10 protein-coding genes and 4 pseudogenes are annotated in these 15,005 nt (G+C 65.9%); 6 read left to right on the top strand and 8 right to left on the bottom strand.

Translation table 11 applies throughout. From position 1 onward, the window contains the following. The first annotated feature begins 107 nt into the window (after positions 1–107). The 3 genes and pseudogenes from ABZ624_RS39770 to ABZ624_RS39760 all read left to right on the top strand — a co-directional run. Positions 108–1,040 (top strand): helix-turn-helix transcriptional regulator, encoded by a 933-nt coding sequence (locus tag ABZ624_RS39770; RefSeq protein ID WP_360099941.1) that lies wholly within the window; start codon positions 108–110, stop codon positions 1,038–1,040. Between the two features lie 253 nt (positions 1,041–1,293). Further along, complete coding sequence (locus ABZ624_RS39765) at positions 1,294–2,133, top strand: Bax inhibitor-1/YccA family protein (protein WP_360099939.1); 840 nt, start codon at positions 1,294–1,296, stop codon at positions 2,131–2,133. A 73-nt stretch (positions 2,134–2,206) separates the two neighbouring features. Further along, positions 2,207–2,383, top strand: a pseudogene (locus tag ABZ624_RS39760) (transposase); the annotation flags it as partial. Between the two features lie 193 nt (positions 2,384–2,576). Here ABZ624_RS39760 and ABZ624_RS39755 read toward each other — a convergent pair. The 6 genes and pseudogenes from ABZ624_RS39755 to ABZ624_RS39730 all read right to left on the bottom strand — a co-directional run. After that, a complete protein-coding gene (locus ABZ624_RS39755; RefSeq protein ID WP_360099937.1) occupies positions 2,577–3,065 on the bottom strand; it encodes a transposase in 489 nt (162 codons plus the stop codon). Positions 3,066–3,177: 112 nt separating this feature from the next. Continuing rightward, on the bottom strand, positions 3,178–4,098 hold the full coding sequence (locus tag ABZ624_RS39750) for a hypothetical protein (protein ID WP_360099935.1): 921 nt from the start codon (positions 4,096–4,098) through the stop codon (positions 3,178–3,180). 16 nt (positions 4,099–4,114) lie between these two features. Then, positions 4,115–4,957 (bottom strand): papain-like cysteine protease family protein, encoded by an 843-nt coding sequence (locus ABZ624_RS39745; RefSeq protein ID WP_360099933.1) that lies wholly within the window; start codon positions 4,955–4,957, stop codon positions 4,115–4,117. A gap of 438 nt (positions 4,958–5,395) precedes the next feature. Continuing rightward, positions 5,396–6,074, bottom strand: a pseudogene (locus ABZ624_RS39740) (IS630 family transposase); the annotation flags it as partial. 311 nt (positions 6,075–6,385) lie between these two features. Then, entirely contained in the window at positions 6,386–9,127 is a 2,742-nt protein-coding gene (locus ABZ624_RS39735; RefSeq protein WP_360099943.1) for a SpoIIE family protein phosphatase, read from the bottom strand. A gap of 861 nt (positions 9,128–9,988) precedes the next feature. After that, positions 9,989–10,147: pseudogene (locus ABZ624_RS39730) on the bottom strand (IS110 family transposase); the annotation flags it as partial. A 39-nt stretch (positions 10,148–10,186) separates the two neighbouring features. Between ABZ624_RS39730 and ABZ624_RS39725 the strand changes: the two are divergent. Both ABZ624_RS39725 and ABZ624_RS39720 read left to right on the top strand, forming a co-directional pair. Then, positions 10,187–10,995, top strand: a protein-coding gene (locus ABZ624_RS39725; RefSeq protein WP_360099931.1) for an IS5 family transposase whose coding sequence is annotated in 2 segments (ribosomal slippage) — positions 10,187–10,534 and positions 10,537–10,995 — 807 coding nt in all. Because the reading frame shifts where the segments join, the coding sequence is not laid out codon by codon here. 50 nt (positions 10,996–11,045) lie between these two features. Continuing rightward, a protein-coding gene (locus ABZ624_RS39720) for an IS5 family transposase (protein WP_360099929.1) occupies positions 11,046–11,863 on the top strand; the annotation gives its coding sequence in 2 pieces (ribosomal slippage) (positions 11,046–11,388 and positions 11,388–11,863; 819 coding nt in all). 1,374 nt (positions 11,864–13,237) lie between these two features. Here the strand turns inward: ABZ624_RS39720 and ABZ624_RS39715 are convergent. Further along, positions 13,238–13,699, bottom strand: a complete 462-nt coding sequence (locus ABZ624_RS39715; protein ID WP_360099927.1) for a transposase — start codon at positions 13,697–13,699, stop codon at positions 13,238–13,240. Between the two features lie 30 nt (positions 13,700–13,729). On the opposite strand from ABZ624_RS39715, the pseudogene ABZ624_RS39710 reads away from it, so the two are divergent. Beyond that, positions 13,730–14,013: pseudogene (locus tag ABZ624_RS39710) on the top strand (transposase); the annotation flags it as partial. 507 nt (positions 14,014–14,520) lie between these two features. On the opposite strand, the gene ABZ624_RS39705 reads toward ABZ624_RS39710, so the two are convergent. Beyond that, a complete protein-coding gene (locus ABZ624_RS39705; RefSeq protein ID WP_360099925.1) occupies positions 14,521–14,757 on the bottom strand; it encodes a chaplin in 237 nt (78 codons plus the stop codon). Positions 14,758–15,005: the final 248 nt, after the last annotated feature.

The raw sequence follows: 15,005 nt of genomic DNA, 5'->3' as shown, positions 1-15,005 counted from the left end.
CGGATCCTCCGCAAGGCCAGACTCAGCCCGAACGCACTCACGTCAACCACAAAGGCCATCCTCACCCTGGAGGCTCACCGTTGAAAAGGCTCCATATCTACGCCAGCATGCGCATCGGCGCCACCGCCCCCGAGTCCAGCCGCACGACGATCCACCGCATGGTGATGCCCTCGGTGACCGTTGCCGAGTTCAACATGGACTTCGACATGAGCTACTCCGCCGCTCCCCTGGGCATGGTCGCCGTGTGCCTCGTCCACGAGGGCTCCATCCAGTCACGCACCCTCGGAGACGTCGCTGACGTCGTCGGCCCCGGCGACCTGGTCTCCTTGGCCCCGCCCGACCTGCCCTCCGCCGGGCGGGTCCATTCGGCGCGCTACAACTTCACGATGCTGCACCCGGATCTGCTCACCCAGGTCGCGGCGACTGCAGAAGGGCGGAAGCCCCAGCCCGTCCGCGTTACCGGACACCGACCGCACTCGGCGACCGCAGCCCGCCAGCTGCAAAACGCCCTCTACTACCTGCGCGACCAGGTGCTGGCCGAGCCTACTGTCGCGGACCAGCCTCTGATCGTCTCCGCCGCCGGCCAACTGCTGGCCGCGAGCGTACTGTCGGCCTTCCCCAACACTGCGTGCACCGACCCCACCGCGTCCGACCGCAACGACGCACACCCGTACACGCTGCGACGAGCTCTTGCCTACATGGACGAAAATGCGGATAGCCCCCTCACTCTCGCAGACATCGCCGCTGCGGCCCACGTCACCATACGGTCCCTGCAGTACGCCTTTCGTCAGCACCTCGACACCACTCCACTCGCCCACCTTCGCCGGCTGCGCCTCTCCCGCGCACATGACGAGCTGCTGGTGGCCGATCCCTTCAGCGGCACCACAGTCATGGACATCGCCACCCGATGGGGCTTCTTCCACATGGGCCGCTTCGCCGCCCTCTATCGCGAAACCTACGGCCGATCACCGCGCCAGACCCTGACGGACACCACAACGTCCCGATCGCGACGCCCCGGCCGAGCGAGGCAAGAAGGCTGACAATCTCAATCGACGGCCTGACGCCCGGGAAGGCGGTACCGGACGGCGCGAAACCTGCTGTACGTCGCGACGACGGTCAGACCAGGCCTACCGGACCACTCCCCCGAACGGCGGGTCGGCGACAGACGCGCGGGAACGCTGCACGCGGCCGATCCGTTGGTTCGGGAACATCATGTCTGGGCTGAAGACAAGCGATGCCAGGCGGACGAGACGTTTATGCGAGGTCGGACGCACCGTGCTCACGGAGGAAGCGATGAGAAGCAACAATCCGGTCTTCCGGCGGGGGTTCCCGCGTAGCGACAGCTACACGAGATTCGGCACCGGCGGCGCGGCGGCAGCCACCGACCCGTATGGGTATGGCGGCTCATACGGCCACGGCGGGGGCAACCCGTACACGATCACGTCCCAGCAGACGGACCAGGCGTCCGCAGCCGGTCACATGACGATGGATGATGTCATCGCCCGCACCACGATGACGCTGGGCACAGTCGTCATCGGATCACTGCTCGCCTGGTTCGTGCTGCCGGTGACTTCCACCAGCTACGGCATCGCGATCGGAGCTGGGCTGGTGGCTATGCTTCTCGGCGTCGCCCAGTCGTTCAAACGGACCCCGTCCCCCATCCTGATCATCGCCTACGCGGCCTTCGAGGGTGTGTTTCTCGGGGTGATCAGCCGCATGTACAACGAGGCGTGGCAGGGCGCCCCAGTGCAGGCGATGCTGGGCACGGCGGCAGTGCTCTCCGGCTTGCTGCTCGCCTACAAGACTCGGGTGATCCGGGTCACCCAGCGCTATTTACGCATCGGCACGGCCGTCGCGATCGGCTTCCTGCTGCTGACGGCCGTCAATCTGCTCTTTGCCCCATTCGGCGGTGGCTTGGTACTCAGCGGCGGGCTCGGCATCTTCGTCGGGATCATCGGCGTGCTGCTCGGAGCCTTCTTCCTGTCGCTGGACTTCAAGCGGATCGAGGACGGCATCCAGTACGGCGCCCCTCGCGACGAGTCGTGGCTCGCCGCCTTCGGTCTCACCATGTCGTTAGTGTGGATCTACCTGGAGATGGTGCGGCTGATCACTCTCCTGCGCCGCGACGACTAGCGAGGCGGTGTCTCAAATGGTCTTCAGTGGTGGGTCATGGCTGAGTGATACGTCGCTATGAACTGTCGGGTTCATCCGGCCGCTGCTGCCTGAGCCCGTGCGGGGGCGGGAGCGGTTGGACGACCGCACCGTGCTCAACGGGATCGTGTGGAAGTTCCGGACCGTGGTGGCACGGCAGGATGCGCCCGAGCGGTACGGTCTCTGGGCGACACTGCACACCCGCTTGCGCCGGTGGGCCCTGGACGGCTCGTTCGAACGGATGCTCCGGGCCGCGCAGGCGAGGGCGGACGAGGCGGGAGGCGTCGACTGGCTCGTGTCGGTCGACTCCACCGTCGTCCGCGCCCACCAGCACGCCGCCGGGGCCCGAAAAAGGGGGGCTCCGCAGCCCGGCACTCGGACGTTCCCGAAGTGGCCTGACCAGCAGACCAACGACTGCACCCAGTTCACCGCCGTGATGGAAGCGATACGGGTGCCCCGGATCGGCCCGGGACGGCCGTGGGTCCGCCCCCGCCCACGTGCTGGGCGACAAGGGCTGCAGCTCCCGGGCGAATGGCCTGTTTGCCCAGCGCACCACGGTACTGGTGGGCGACAGCGACCGACACCCTGCCGTCCTTGGGGAGCGACACGTCATCGACCGCCCAGGCGTCGGGGCCGATCCGCGGCACCAGCCGCTCGGCGATCCGCCGGCGCACCGGCACCGGATCCCAGGTGGACTGGTTCACCAACTGGCGCAGGTCCTGCTCGCTGCCGTCCGGCAGTCGCAAGGCCATGGCCTGAATGGACGTGCGGCGGCCGTCCATCATCAGTCCCCGCAGATAACAGTCGCTCTTGGCCCGCTGGTCCTTGCGCGGTATCGAGGCGAACACGTCCGCCACGAATAACGCCAACATCGCCCGTACACGATTGGCTTCACCGCCCAGCCCGCCACCCATCAGCGTGCTGTTCGCGATGCTCCGCGACGGTACCTTCTACGAACCCAGAACCCCACACCTCGCTTGACGAAAGACATAGAGACACCCCCGGGGACCGACAACCATAGGTGCGTCAGCGCTCGGTGACCGTCCTCCGTCGGCGTATGTACATAGCGCCGCCGACCGCCACGAGGCCAGCGGCGCCGGGAAGTGCTGCCAGCTGCCAGTGGTCATCGGAGCGCTGTGAGGGATCGACCGCCTTGGACTGAGGGTCCTCACCGGTCGGGGTAAGGCTTGTGTACCCGCCGGCCAGTCCCTTGCGGTCGTACTCAGAGCCCGGCAATTTGTCGCCGTACCGTTTTTTCACGAGCTTCTGGTACTCAGCGAGAGGGATGCGGTCCTTGCCCTCGAGGCCGGTGCGTGCCTCCTTGTTGAGCGGTTCGACCGAGCCCTTGTCGGTGAGCCGGTACCAAGCGTTGATTTGCGGCTCGGTGAAGGTGCGTATGTGAGGGCTACCGGCGCCGCTTTCCGCGAAGGTGACTTCTCTGTCTCCGTCGCGGATGCCGGAAAGTTGCCAGCCGTCGCTGCCCGCGGTCGCGCCGCCGACGTTCTGGGTCTGGCCCTTCGGAGAGAGCAGCACAGAGGCCTTCTGGCCGTCTGAAGCGGTGACCCGGGACGCGAGGAAGGAGAGTCCCAGCCCCTCTTGGAGGGCACCTTTGACCTTACCCAGAACGAACTCGGGGCTGACCGCGTAGATCGGCACAAGGGACTGGAGGTCGAACTGGGGTGCGCCTGCTGTTGTGGTGGGTCCGCCGCCCTGCATGCCGCCGTCCGCGTCGCCGGTGCTTCCTTCTCGCTTGGCCGCGCCGAAGAAGCGCGAGACGGTCTCCTTGACCTTTTGGGTCTGGAGTACCTTCTGGGCTGACTGGTAGCCGGGGATGTCGCCACCGGCGTCGGCGGCATGCGCAGGGGTGGTGGTCATCGCGGCGAGCGCTGCTGCGGTGAGGACGCCACCCCAAGCGGCCGCGTGCGTGGAATTCCGCTTAATCTGCATGGTCGGTCGTCCTCCTTTAGTTATGAATGTTGATGCGCGAGTGGGTCCACTCGAATTGGTTGTTGCTCGAGTACTTGTCGTAGGCCCACCATGTGTACGTCTGGGTGTCGGGCCACGGGTCACCGACTGCGATCATGCGGCTGGCGCTGTCGTAGCCGTAAATGACGTTCATGTGGCCGCCGCCGCTGCGCCAGCCGATCCGGACGGCGAAAGGGTGACCGGCCTTGATCTGCTGAGTGGTTTCAGAGAAGGAGGCGCGGCTAATGCTGTCGCCACTGTCGGCGATGCCCATTCTGTCAAGGCCGTTGGCCATGTCATCGAGCGTGGCGGGCTGGTTGTTGCAGTTCACCCAGCGGCCAGTCGCGGCGAGTTGGCAGAAGTCGTGCTGGTCGTAGCCGGTAAAGCCCCAGTATTTGGCAATGGTCAGGCCGGACGCGTCCCAGCACCACTGGCTCTGGACCTGCTTCTGCATCTTGATACTGACAGTCTTCTGACCGGTCGTGGGGGTTCCGGGGGGCGTCGGGGTATCCGGATCAGGATTGCCGTTGCAGGGGGGCAGATCGTTGGTGTTCTCGGCGATGAAGGCGTCGGCAATGTAGTACGAACCTGAGCGCACCCATCGGGAGTCGTTCTCAACCGTGATGCCAACGGTCCGGCAAGTCATCGAAATCCGGTCACCCACGCGTGAGCGGCCGACGATCGTGGAGGAAGTTGAAGGCTGGGAACGCTGGTTGATGACGCTGTACTTCCCCTGTCCGCCGTAAAGGGTGCCGGTTACGGCGGCTTGGGCTTGGGTGCCGATGGCTAAGCCGAGGGCGACGCCGAGCGTAGCGGTGACGGCGGCTATGAGCGCTCTCACTCTTCTGGATAATCGAATCCTGTGCACCATTTTCCTTTCAAAAGGACGGGACCCGGCAGCGGCGTACGGGTGAAGGGGGTGAGCGCCCCGGAGGCGCAACGCCCTGTCCCGTTTGGGCCGCGTGCGGACATCTTGCCAGAGGAGGAAGGTCGCTTCTGCCTCAATGTCCTTACGGTGAGCACTGGTTCCGCGATAAATGACTCCTCAGTAACTGCTGATAAGTCATCAGGTAGTCGCTGAAGGACCGTAATTGATGATGCATCAGGTCTTCCTGTCTACTGCTTGATGTGACGTCATTCGAGACATGTGATCTTGCCTACACCTACCGACCGCACTCTGGGTGGCTGAGCTGCCGCGGGAGTAGTTACTGACGGGTCATTTGAAGAACAGTTACTGATGAGTTGTCATGGAATGGAACTGGTGACCCGAGTCGGAGATTCATCGGCAGTAGGCGGCGACTTTGTGGAGGATCTCGTCGGCGGTCTTCGTCCAGAGGAATGGCCGTGGGATGCTCGTTCCAGTCGGCGAGCCAGGTCCGGATGTCGCGTGCGAGGGCCTGGAGGGAGCGGTGGACACCGCGTTTGAGTTTCTTCTGCGTCAGTTCGGCGAACCACCGCTCCGCCAGGTTCAGCCCAGGACGCACTCGTCGGCGTGAAGTGCGGGTGGAGACGCGGGTGTGCCAGCAGCCGCTGCTTGATGGCAGGCGTCGTATGGGTGACGTAGTTGTCCCGGATCAGGTGCGCGTCGAGGCCGGCGGGCACTTCCTTGTCCAGCTTGGTGAGGAACTTTTTGAACTCCCCAGTCCGGTGCCTGTGGTGGAGGGAGCCGATGACCTTCCCCGTGGCGACCTCCAGGGCCGCGAGCAAGGTGGTGGTGCCGGCCCGGACGTAGCCGTGGCTGCGGCGTTCGGGAACCCGGGCATTGTCGGCGGCACGGGCTGGGACCGGTCCAGGGCCTGGATCTGCGACTTCTCGTCCGCGCACAGCGCCAGAGGCTTCTCCGGCGGGTCCAGATACAAGGCCCACGAGTCACGGACCTTGTCGATGAACAGCGGGTCGGTGGACAGCGGGCACGTCTGCGACCGGTGCGGTGCCAGCGCGAACGCCCGCCAGATCCGCAAACCGGGCCCCGTCCTTCACCCGCGCAGAGCGACGGGCCAAACCGGACTACCTCCGACCGCACCATCACCGCATGTGAACGCCTGAAGATCCCCGTCCCTTGCGGACAAAACCTACGACGGAGCTGGCCGGGCCTTTCTGCGCCCCATTCAAGCGGTGCCGCGGCTGTGAGCTGACCGTGTCCCAGCAGTTCAACCGGGCGCACGCCCGGCTTCGCAGCCCGGTCAAGCGGGCCTTCGCCCAACCCGAGCCCCTCACCGTCGCGGCCCTAACGCGGCATACGCGACCGCACAGTGGCCGAAGGCCCCCTTCACAGTGCCTCGTCGTCCCATTGGTCCAAGAGGAACTCGCCGAGCCCTTCCGCCGCCGGCGTGGCGCCGCCGTGGAGGAACGGTTCGGCCCAGATGGCTTTGCCGGTGGACGTATAGCGAGTGCCCCAGTGTTCGGCGAACTGGGCGACCAGGAAGAGTCCGCGGCCGCCCTCATCGGTGACGCGCGCGCGGCGCAGTCGGGGGGAGGTACTGCTGCCGTCGGAGACTTCCAAAATCAAGGTACCTGCGGGGGAGTCGCTGATCGGCGCGGTACGCAGCAGCCGGACGCCAATGGGATCGGTGCCGTAGCGGACGGCGTTGGTGATCAGCTCGCTGAGGATGAGTTCGGCGGTGAAGACGACCTGCTCCAGGCCCCACTCCGTCAGCCGGCGAGCACAGGCGGTGCGCACCGGGGCCACAGCCGCCGGGTCACGGGGCACCTCCCACTCGGCGACGTGCGCGGAATCGAGCCGGTGTGTGCGGGCCACCAGCAGCGCAACGTCATCCCTGGGCCGGTCCGGCAGCATGGCTGCCATCACCGCTTCACAGATGGCCTCGGGGGTACGAGTGGGGCCTGCCAGAGCGTTGCGCAGGGCCTCCAGCCCGACGTCCAGGTCGCGGTCGCGGTCCTCGACCAGTCCGTCGCTGAAGAGCGCCAGCGCGGATCCCTCCGGCACCGTCAGATCGGCGCACTCGACGGGCAGACCGGCACCCAGGCCCAGTGGCGGGGAGACAGGCATCTCGGGGAAGTCCACGGTACCGTCGGGCTGGACCACCGCCGGTCCTGGATGGCCCGCGGTCGCGAGGAGCAATCGCCCCGATGTGGGGTCGTATACAGCGTAGAGGCAGGTAGCCCCGGTGACCATGGCCTGCCCGTCCTCCCCTGCGTTCGCCTCCTCGGCATCGATCTGGGCCACCAGCTCGTCCATTCGGCTCAACAGCTCTTCCGGGGACATGTCCAGGCTCGCCAAGTTGAGAACGGCGGTGCGCAGCCTGCCCATGGTCGCCGCTGCGTGCAGACCATGGCCGACGACATCACCGACCACCAGCGCCACGCGTGTGCCGGAGAGCGGGATGACGTCGAACCAGTCCCCGCCCACTCCGGCCTGGGCCGGCAGATAGCGGTAGGCCACATCAAGGGCCGACTGCTCGGGCAGCTCACGCGGCAGCAGACTCTTCTGAAGGGCCACGGCCATGGCGTGTTCGCGGGTGTAACGGCGGGCGTTGTCGATGCATACCGCTGCCCGGGCGGCCAGTTCCTCGGCGAAGGACACGTCCTCGTCATGGAACAAGGGGGAGCTGTCGGCGCGCCAGAACTCCACCATTCCCAGCAGCCCGCCACGCGCCCGCAGCGGGACCACGAGCAGGGAGCGGATTCCGTGGTCGAGGCTCTGCTGGACATACTTGCACTGGGCCCACCAGCCGTCGGAAGTGCTCAATTCCCTCACCAGGACCGACCGGCCGCTCGTCATCGCCACGCAAATGGGATGGTCCCGGACGACATGGATCAGCTCACCGACGGGGTGGAAGAGATGGTCAGCGTCCCGGCCGGCAACTGCGGTTCGACGCATCTCGGTGATCGCGGCGGGTGCACTGGAGGGCTCCTCGCCCTGGAGGACGGGGTCCAACAGCTCGACGGTGACGACGTCGGCGAAACGCGGGACGGCCACCTCCGCCAGCTCCTCGGCGGTGTCCTTCACATCGAGCGTGGTGCCGATCCGCAGCCCTGCGTCGTACAGCAAATTGAGTCGCTCGCGGGCGGCCTCGGCCCGGCCGGAGAGAGCCTCTAGCTCGGTGGTGTCCCGCAGTGTCACCACGCTGCCGGCCGGTCCGTGAGGTGCGGTGAGCCGCTTGTTGACCGCGAGCAGCCGGTCGGCCGCAAGACACACCTCGTCGGTGGCGAGGCGTTCGGAGGCCAGCAGCTCGGCGAGACCTTCCTCCAGACCGAGATCGGTGATGTAGTGGTGCTCCGCGTCGGCCGGCAGGTGCAGCAGCCGCCGCGCCTCGTCGTTGGCCAGCATCAGCTGGCCGTCACCGCCGATGATCAGTACCCCTTCCCTTACGGCGTGCAGGACCGCGTCGTGGTGCTCGTACATCCGGGTCATCTCGCCCGGCCCCAGGCCATGGGTCTGCCGTCGTAACCAGCGGCTCACCAGCCCCGAGCCGCTTGCGGCGATGAGAAGAGCCGCGGCAGCGCCGCCGAACAGCACCGGCAGCTGCCGGTTGACCATGTACTGCACCTTCTCGACCGTGACGGGGACGGAGACGATGGCGATGACCGAGTTGTCCGGAGCCCGGACGGGGACTGCCGAGATCACGGAGAGCCCCAAAGGCCCCTGGAAGGTCCTGGTGAACGGCTTGCCGGTCGCGGCCTCCGCATAGGGACCGATCACACGTTTCCCGATCTGGTGCGGGTCGCTGTGGGTGAGGGTGATTCCGTCGAGCCGGTACACGATGACGGCGTCGACGCCCACTGTCTTCCGCGCCGCCTCGGCGTGCGGCTGCAGCACCTCGGACGGGTGCGGACCCTTCAGTGCCCCTACGATCCCCGGGGAGTTCGCGAACGTCTGCGCGGTGATGAGCGTCCGGTTCCGGGCATTCGCCATACTGTCGCGTCGATCCTGCGCGACGAGAGCGACCAGCGTCGCTGCGACGAGCAGCAGTACGACCTCCAATTGCAGGAGGAGGACTTGGCCGGCGAGGCTACGCACACTCAGCAGCGAGTAGAGCCGCTGCCGCAGCTGCCCGGACTTTTCCCTCTGCCCAGGTGCACTTGGCTGCTCTCCCCCGTGGTGCCGTTGTTCTTGACGAGAATCCCGACCGTGCTCAGATGTCGTCGCGGACACATCGGATGCCTCGCGCCCGTTTTGACCGGATAATTCACCCATATCACCTTTTTATACTTTCGGATCGCTGCCCACGAGAGGATCAGGAAGATCGGCCCGAGCGGCCAGAGCGACGAGTGCCGCGTGCCGTACGTTCCCCGAACAGGGAAGAAGCCGAAGCGGGAGAACCGTGAGACCAAGCGAGCGAACGAGATCCTCAGGGTTCGTCGCGGTCTTTTCACACCAGCACTTTTCGGACGCTGGGGGTGAGGTCTTCGCCGGAGCGGCTGAACAAGGAGTTCAGCCTCGGCACCAACGTGGCAAGTGGACCGAGGCCCGCCGCTACATGCGCCACGACTATCCAGGAGCCAGCAGCCCGTCTGGCCAGGCGCCACAACAGGCGCGCCAATGACAACGGAATGCACAAGGCAGACCTGGCGCATCACCGCAGTCGAAAAAGAGCCGGACGTCCCTCTCACGCCAAGCTCTGAGCACCGGGTGCTGCCCGCAATCCCACGTCATGGTGATCTCGGACCGTGTCCTACATGGTCATCTTGAGGAGCCGTTTGTAGCAGCATTGTGCGGCTGCCAGTCCGAGAAAGGCCAGGTAGTTGGCAGGTTTGCGCTCGTAGCGGTGGTTGAGGCGGCAGTGGCCGGCCCCGCAGGTGAGGGATGTCGTAGGCGTCGCCGGCATGAAGACGCGCGGGCTTGGAATCGGCTGCATGGGTTCGTGTCCCCGGGCTTGCCAAGCCCGGCTGGTGACTCGCTGTGAATAGGTCAAACCAGCACCAGGGGGCTCGGCGGTGCGGTGATCTCGAATGTGCGGCCGTCTCGTATGAGGGCCCACAAGACGTTCAAGCGGCGGCGTGCAAGGGCGATGACAGCCTGCTTGTGGCTCTTCCCTTCGGCTCGTTTGCGCTCGTAGAACGCCGTAGACACCGTTTCTTTTGGTGTGATCCGTTCGTTGAATCATGCATGACGGATCTGGTTGAGCGGCTGGTGCCGGACGAGTTATGGGTGTTGTTCCGGCGGGTGGTGCCGCCGAGGGAGGTGAGGCGTCCGCAGGGCGGGGGCCGGCGTCGGGCGGGTGATCGCGAAACGCTTGCCGCGATCATCTTCGTGGCCACCTCGGGCTGTACCTGGCGGCAGTTGCCGCCGGTGTTCGGACCGGCCTGGCCCACGGTCTACCGGCGCTTTGCGCAGTGGAGCCGGGACAGGGTCTGGGCCAGGCTCCACCGCGTCATCCTGGACGAACTCGGCAGCCATGGCGAGTTGGACTGGTCGCGGTGCGCGATCGACTCGGTCAGTGTCCGGGCCGCAAAAGGGGGCCACTGACCGGACCGAATCCGACCGGCCGTGGCAAGTTGGGATTGAAGATCCGCCTCATCACGGACCGGAGCGGACTGCCCCTGTCGCTGGGGATCTCCGGCGTTAACATGCACGACAGTCTCGGCCTGAAGCCGCTCGTGCGCGGGATCCCGCCGATCCGCTCCCGCCGCGGGCCCCGCCGCCGACGCCCCGCCAAGCTCCACGCCGACAAGGGCTATGACTACGACCACCTGAGGAAATGGCTCCGTGAACGAGGCATTCGGCACCGTATCGCCCGCAAGGGCATCGAGTCGTCCACGCGGCTCGGCCGTCATCGATGGGTGGTCGAGAGGACCGTGTCATGGCTGGCCGGCTGCCGACGCCTGCACCGCCGCTACGAGCGAAAGTCGGAACACTTCCTCGCCTTCGTCGGTATAGCAGCAGCCCTCATCTGCCACCGCCGACTCACCAAATGAAACGGTGTCTTAGACCGTGTCCTATGTGGTGATCGCTCGTTGGGCTGTTCATGGGGCGGGGTACGTGGAGTTGGATTGTTCCGGACGGGCTGTGGGAGATCGCCGAGCCGCTGATCCCGCCGTCGAAGGTGCGGCCACAGGGCGGCGGAACGCAGGACACACCTGATGAGACGCTGTTCGCGGCGATCATCTACGTGCTGGTCAGCGGTTGTGCCTGGCGGGCTCTGCCGCCGTGCTTCGGGATATCGAAGTCGACTGCGCACCGCCGGTTCCTGATCTGGTCGCGGGCCGGGGTGTGGGGCCGGCTGCATGAGGCGGTGCTGCACCGGCTCGATGACGCCGGCCTCATCGACGTCTCGCGCGTGGTCCTCGACTCCGCTCACGTGCGGGCCAAAAAGGGGGCGAACTCACAGGTCCGAGCCCCGTGGACCGGGGTAAGCCGGGTTCCAAGATGCACGTCCTGCCGGACGCGAACGGACTGCCCCTCCTCGTCGGCGTCTCGGCCGCCAACACCCACGACAGCGAAGCGCTGAAGCCCATGGTCGCCGGTCACCAAACGAGACACGACCCCCACCGCGGCCGCTACTTCAAGCCTCAGCGCCTGCACGCCGACAAGGCGTATGACATCCCCCACCTGCGGAAATGGTTACGTGGCAAGCGCATCGGCGTGCGCATCGCCCGCAAAGGCATCGAGTCCAGCGAACGGCTTGGCCGCCGCAGGTGGGTGATCGAGCGGACGATCTCGTGGCTGTCCGGCTACCGCCGACTCAGCCCCCGCTACGAACGCGATCCCCGCAACTACCTGGCCTTTCTCGGCCTCGCCGCAGCCCTGTGCTGCTACAAGCGCCTCCTCCGCCTCACCACATAGGACACGGTCTTAAGACCTACGCGAGGATGTAGGCCGTACACCGGAAGGTCCGCTGAAGCGAAAGGTCTTCCCAAGTCGCGTGCCACCGGCGCTTCGCGTGCCGACAGCCTTGCCTGCCGGTGCACATGGTCTGCAAGGGTGATCCGCCCGGGCGGCCGCGAGCAGGACCTTTCTCCCTTCAGCACAGAGGCGCTTGAGATCCTTCCGCTATGCCACGTGAGTTGTGACTCAGGAGGTGTTATTGCCAGGTGTGGGATCGACGTCCTTACCTGGACTGTCGCGGTTCGTCCAAGGCGGGGGTTGGGGCAGAGCCGGACACAATGAGGGTGGTGCTCGCGCCTACGGCGAGCCCAGTGCCCGTACAGGACAGTCACAAGCCTGTGACGGTGCATCCGTAGGTCGAAGTCGGGGGTTTGACCAGCCGGCTCGGCAGCGTGTCCTTGACCGTCCAGCCCTACGAAGCATCCGGCCCTTGTCGGTGTGACGGTGATCTTGTAGATCTGAGAAGGAAATCGTGCCCGTGCTGGCAGTGCCCGTATAGAACGTCACCTGGGCACTGCCAGCCGCCTGGAAGATCTGTTCGTTGCAGGTGAATCCGTTTGTGTGACAATTGGGTCATGTAAATGGGCGATGGTGGTGTGTTGCCGCTTCCAGGCGTCCGCAGTCTGGCCTTCCCAGCCTGGTGTTTCTCAGGCCTCGCCAAGCCGGCCGCCTGGCCGCACTGGCTCCGGGATCCGATAGGGGGTCAGGCCCTCGAACGACCTGACCGTGCAGATCTCCAGGGCCCGTTCGTGCCACGGCAAGCGCCCCGTGTGACTGTTGACCTTGTGCGCGGCTGCCTCCGTCATAATGGAGGTCGCTTCCCCTCTATATATGCGGGTTCAAGCTCGGGGACGGTGTTTTATTCACGGTAAGCCGCCTTTCCTTTGCCTCTGGCCCTTTGCCGGCGGGTGGGTGGACCTGCGCCGCTGGAGTTGTTGGGCCCGTCGCCTCCCCTGTGGGCGACGGGCCCAACGTGGAAGTGGAGTCCTCCGCTGCCCTCAACAACCCCGGCGGGCCGAGGTGCGATCGACCCGAACCGCTGCGGAGACGTGACGCTGGAGGCTTCGTGCGCCGCGAAGACCCGCTCCCCGGCCCAGATCGGATCGCGATCATCAGCAGGCGGTGCGCGCTCGCTCGGGCTGGAATGGTGAATGGCCAACGGGTCACAGCGGGAGCCTGGCACGCTGACCGTTCAGCACGTAGTCGAGACCGTCGTCCCGACGGCCCTGCATCGGTCCTGCTGCGGCGGCACCCGGGCGGATCCGTGGGGCTGGTCACTGATCTCGGTTCGTTAGGGTGATGTAGGGGTGTCCAGGGGCAGGCCTATCCCGGCTATGAACCCGTCGAGGGTGTCGGGTCGGCACTGCAGGCGTTTGAGCCGGTTACGCACGAGCCTCTCCAGGCGGTCGAGGGCGACGACGACGAGGTGGGCCAGGCTGCGTTTGACGTGTGCCCAGCGGGCGAGTACGCAGGAAGCAGGAACATTGTCAGCCACTCACGTTCGGCAACCAGTTCCTGCATCGTCTCGGAGACGTGGGTGTTGAGCCGGTCCCACACGAGCACGATGGGTGCCTTGACCAGCTGGTGCACGCCGTCCAGGAGGGCGATGCAGTCCCGCTCGCTGCCCTTGCCCGCGGGATGGGTGAGCAGGCGGTGGCGCAACCGGGTGCGGGAGCCCGGGCGCCAGGCGATCAGCCCGGCCACCGACAGGCGTCCCGAGCGCCGTCCGCTTACGGTGACGACCGGAGTGTGGCCCCGCCGGCCCCAGGTGCGTCCTGCCCTATGGATCCTCACGATCCAATGATCAGGGTGTCCACGACCACGGGGAAACGCCCCCAGCGCCTACACGCCGACAAGGCCTACGACGTGCCCACCTGCGGAAAAAGTTACGCGGCAAGCGGATCGGCGTACGCATCGCCCGCAAAGGTGCCGAGTCCAGCGAACGGCTGGGCCGCTTCAGGTGGGTGATCGAGCGGCCGATCTCGTGGCTGTCCGGCTACCACCGAATCAGCCACCGCTACGAACGCGACCCCCGCAACTACCTCGCTTTTCTCGGCCTCGCCGCAGCCATCCGCTGCTACAAGCGACTGCTCCGCCTCACCACATAGGACACCGTCTATTAGTATGGTCCCCTCATGCGACCGGCTTCATGGTCTCCCCCTCAACGGCGCAGCCGCCACCGGGCCGGAACTGGCAGCGGGGTCACCAACTCGGCGGCCTGACATCGGCAGCACCTCCTCCACCGCCTCGTTCAAGGCCTCCAGCGGTGCCCTTCCGTACGGCTTGCAGGCCGGCAGATCATCGGCCACCCCGTGATCACCTTCGCCGCCACTTCGACGAACCACGGGACCCGCGCCCCGCACCGCCCCCGGTCCAGGCCCGACCCCGGATACGCCGACGGCCCGCACTTGCAATGAGAAAGCAAGTGCGGGCCGTCGGTCACCAGCCACCGCAGCAACAACGGCCTGACTCTGCAGTCACCAGCCGGAGATCTTCCGGGTGCACAAGAGGCTCGGCGCCGAACGCAGCCAAGCCATTTCCCGAGCAGGGCAACGTCGCCGAGGTGATGGCGCACTCCCCGCTCGAAGGCTCCCCGTCCGAAAAGGCGCCCAGCGCTAGAAGTTTCCGCAGACGTTCCCGAACGTGGGGTTGAGAGCCCCAATGACGGTGACTGCGTTGCCACACGCATTGACGGGCACGTGTACGGGCGCCTGAACCAGGTTGCCACTCAGAATTCCGGGAGAGTTCTGAACCCTGCCAGCGGCATAGCCGTCGGCAGCTGCGGCGCTCGCGCATCCGAGGAGCGCGGTAGCAGCCAGAGCAGCGACAACGAGAGGTAGACGGGAACGCATTGTTTCTCCTTCAGATGTGGGGCAGTGAACACCCATTTGCTCTCCCGACGATCAGCGGAGAAACGCTGATCCAGAAAGAATTCAGCAGAAACCACTCGATCAGTTACTGAACCGTTTTCATCCTGTCCTGCTGGGGTGAAGGTGCAGGTCAGCGGTGTGGGGTGACGAGACGAGGCTCCTGGTCGTTGCGGTGGTGTTCTCTACGCACCACGCATCGTCCGAGGAGCCTCGCTTGGTCCCGTATCGTG

Source organism: Streptomyces sp. NPDC007205 (assembly GCF_040634095.1).
Taxonomy (GTDB): domain Bacteria; phylum Actinomycetota; class Actinomycetes; order Streptomycetales; family Streptomycetaceae; genus Streptomyces.
The sequence above is the reverse complement of the archived record's forward strand: the minus strand, read 5'-3'. Positions and strand labels throughout refer to the sequence as shown.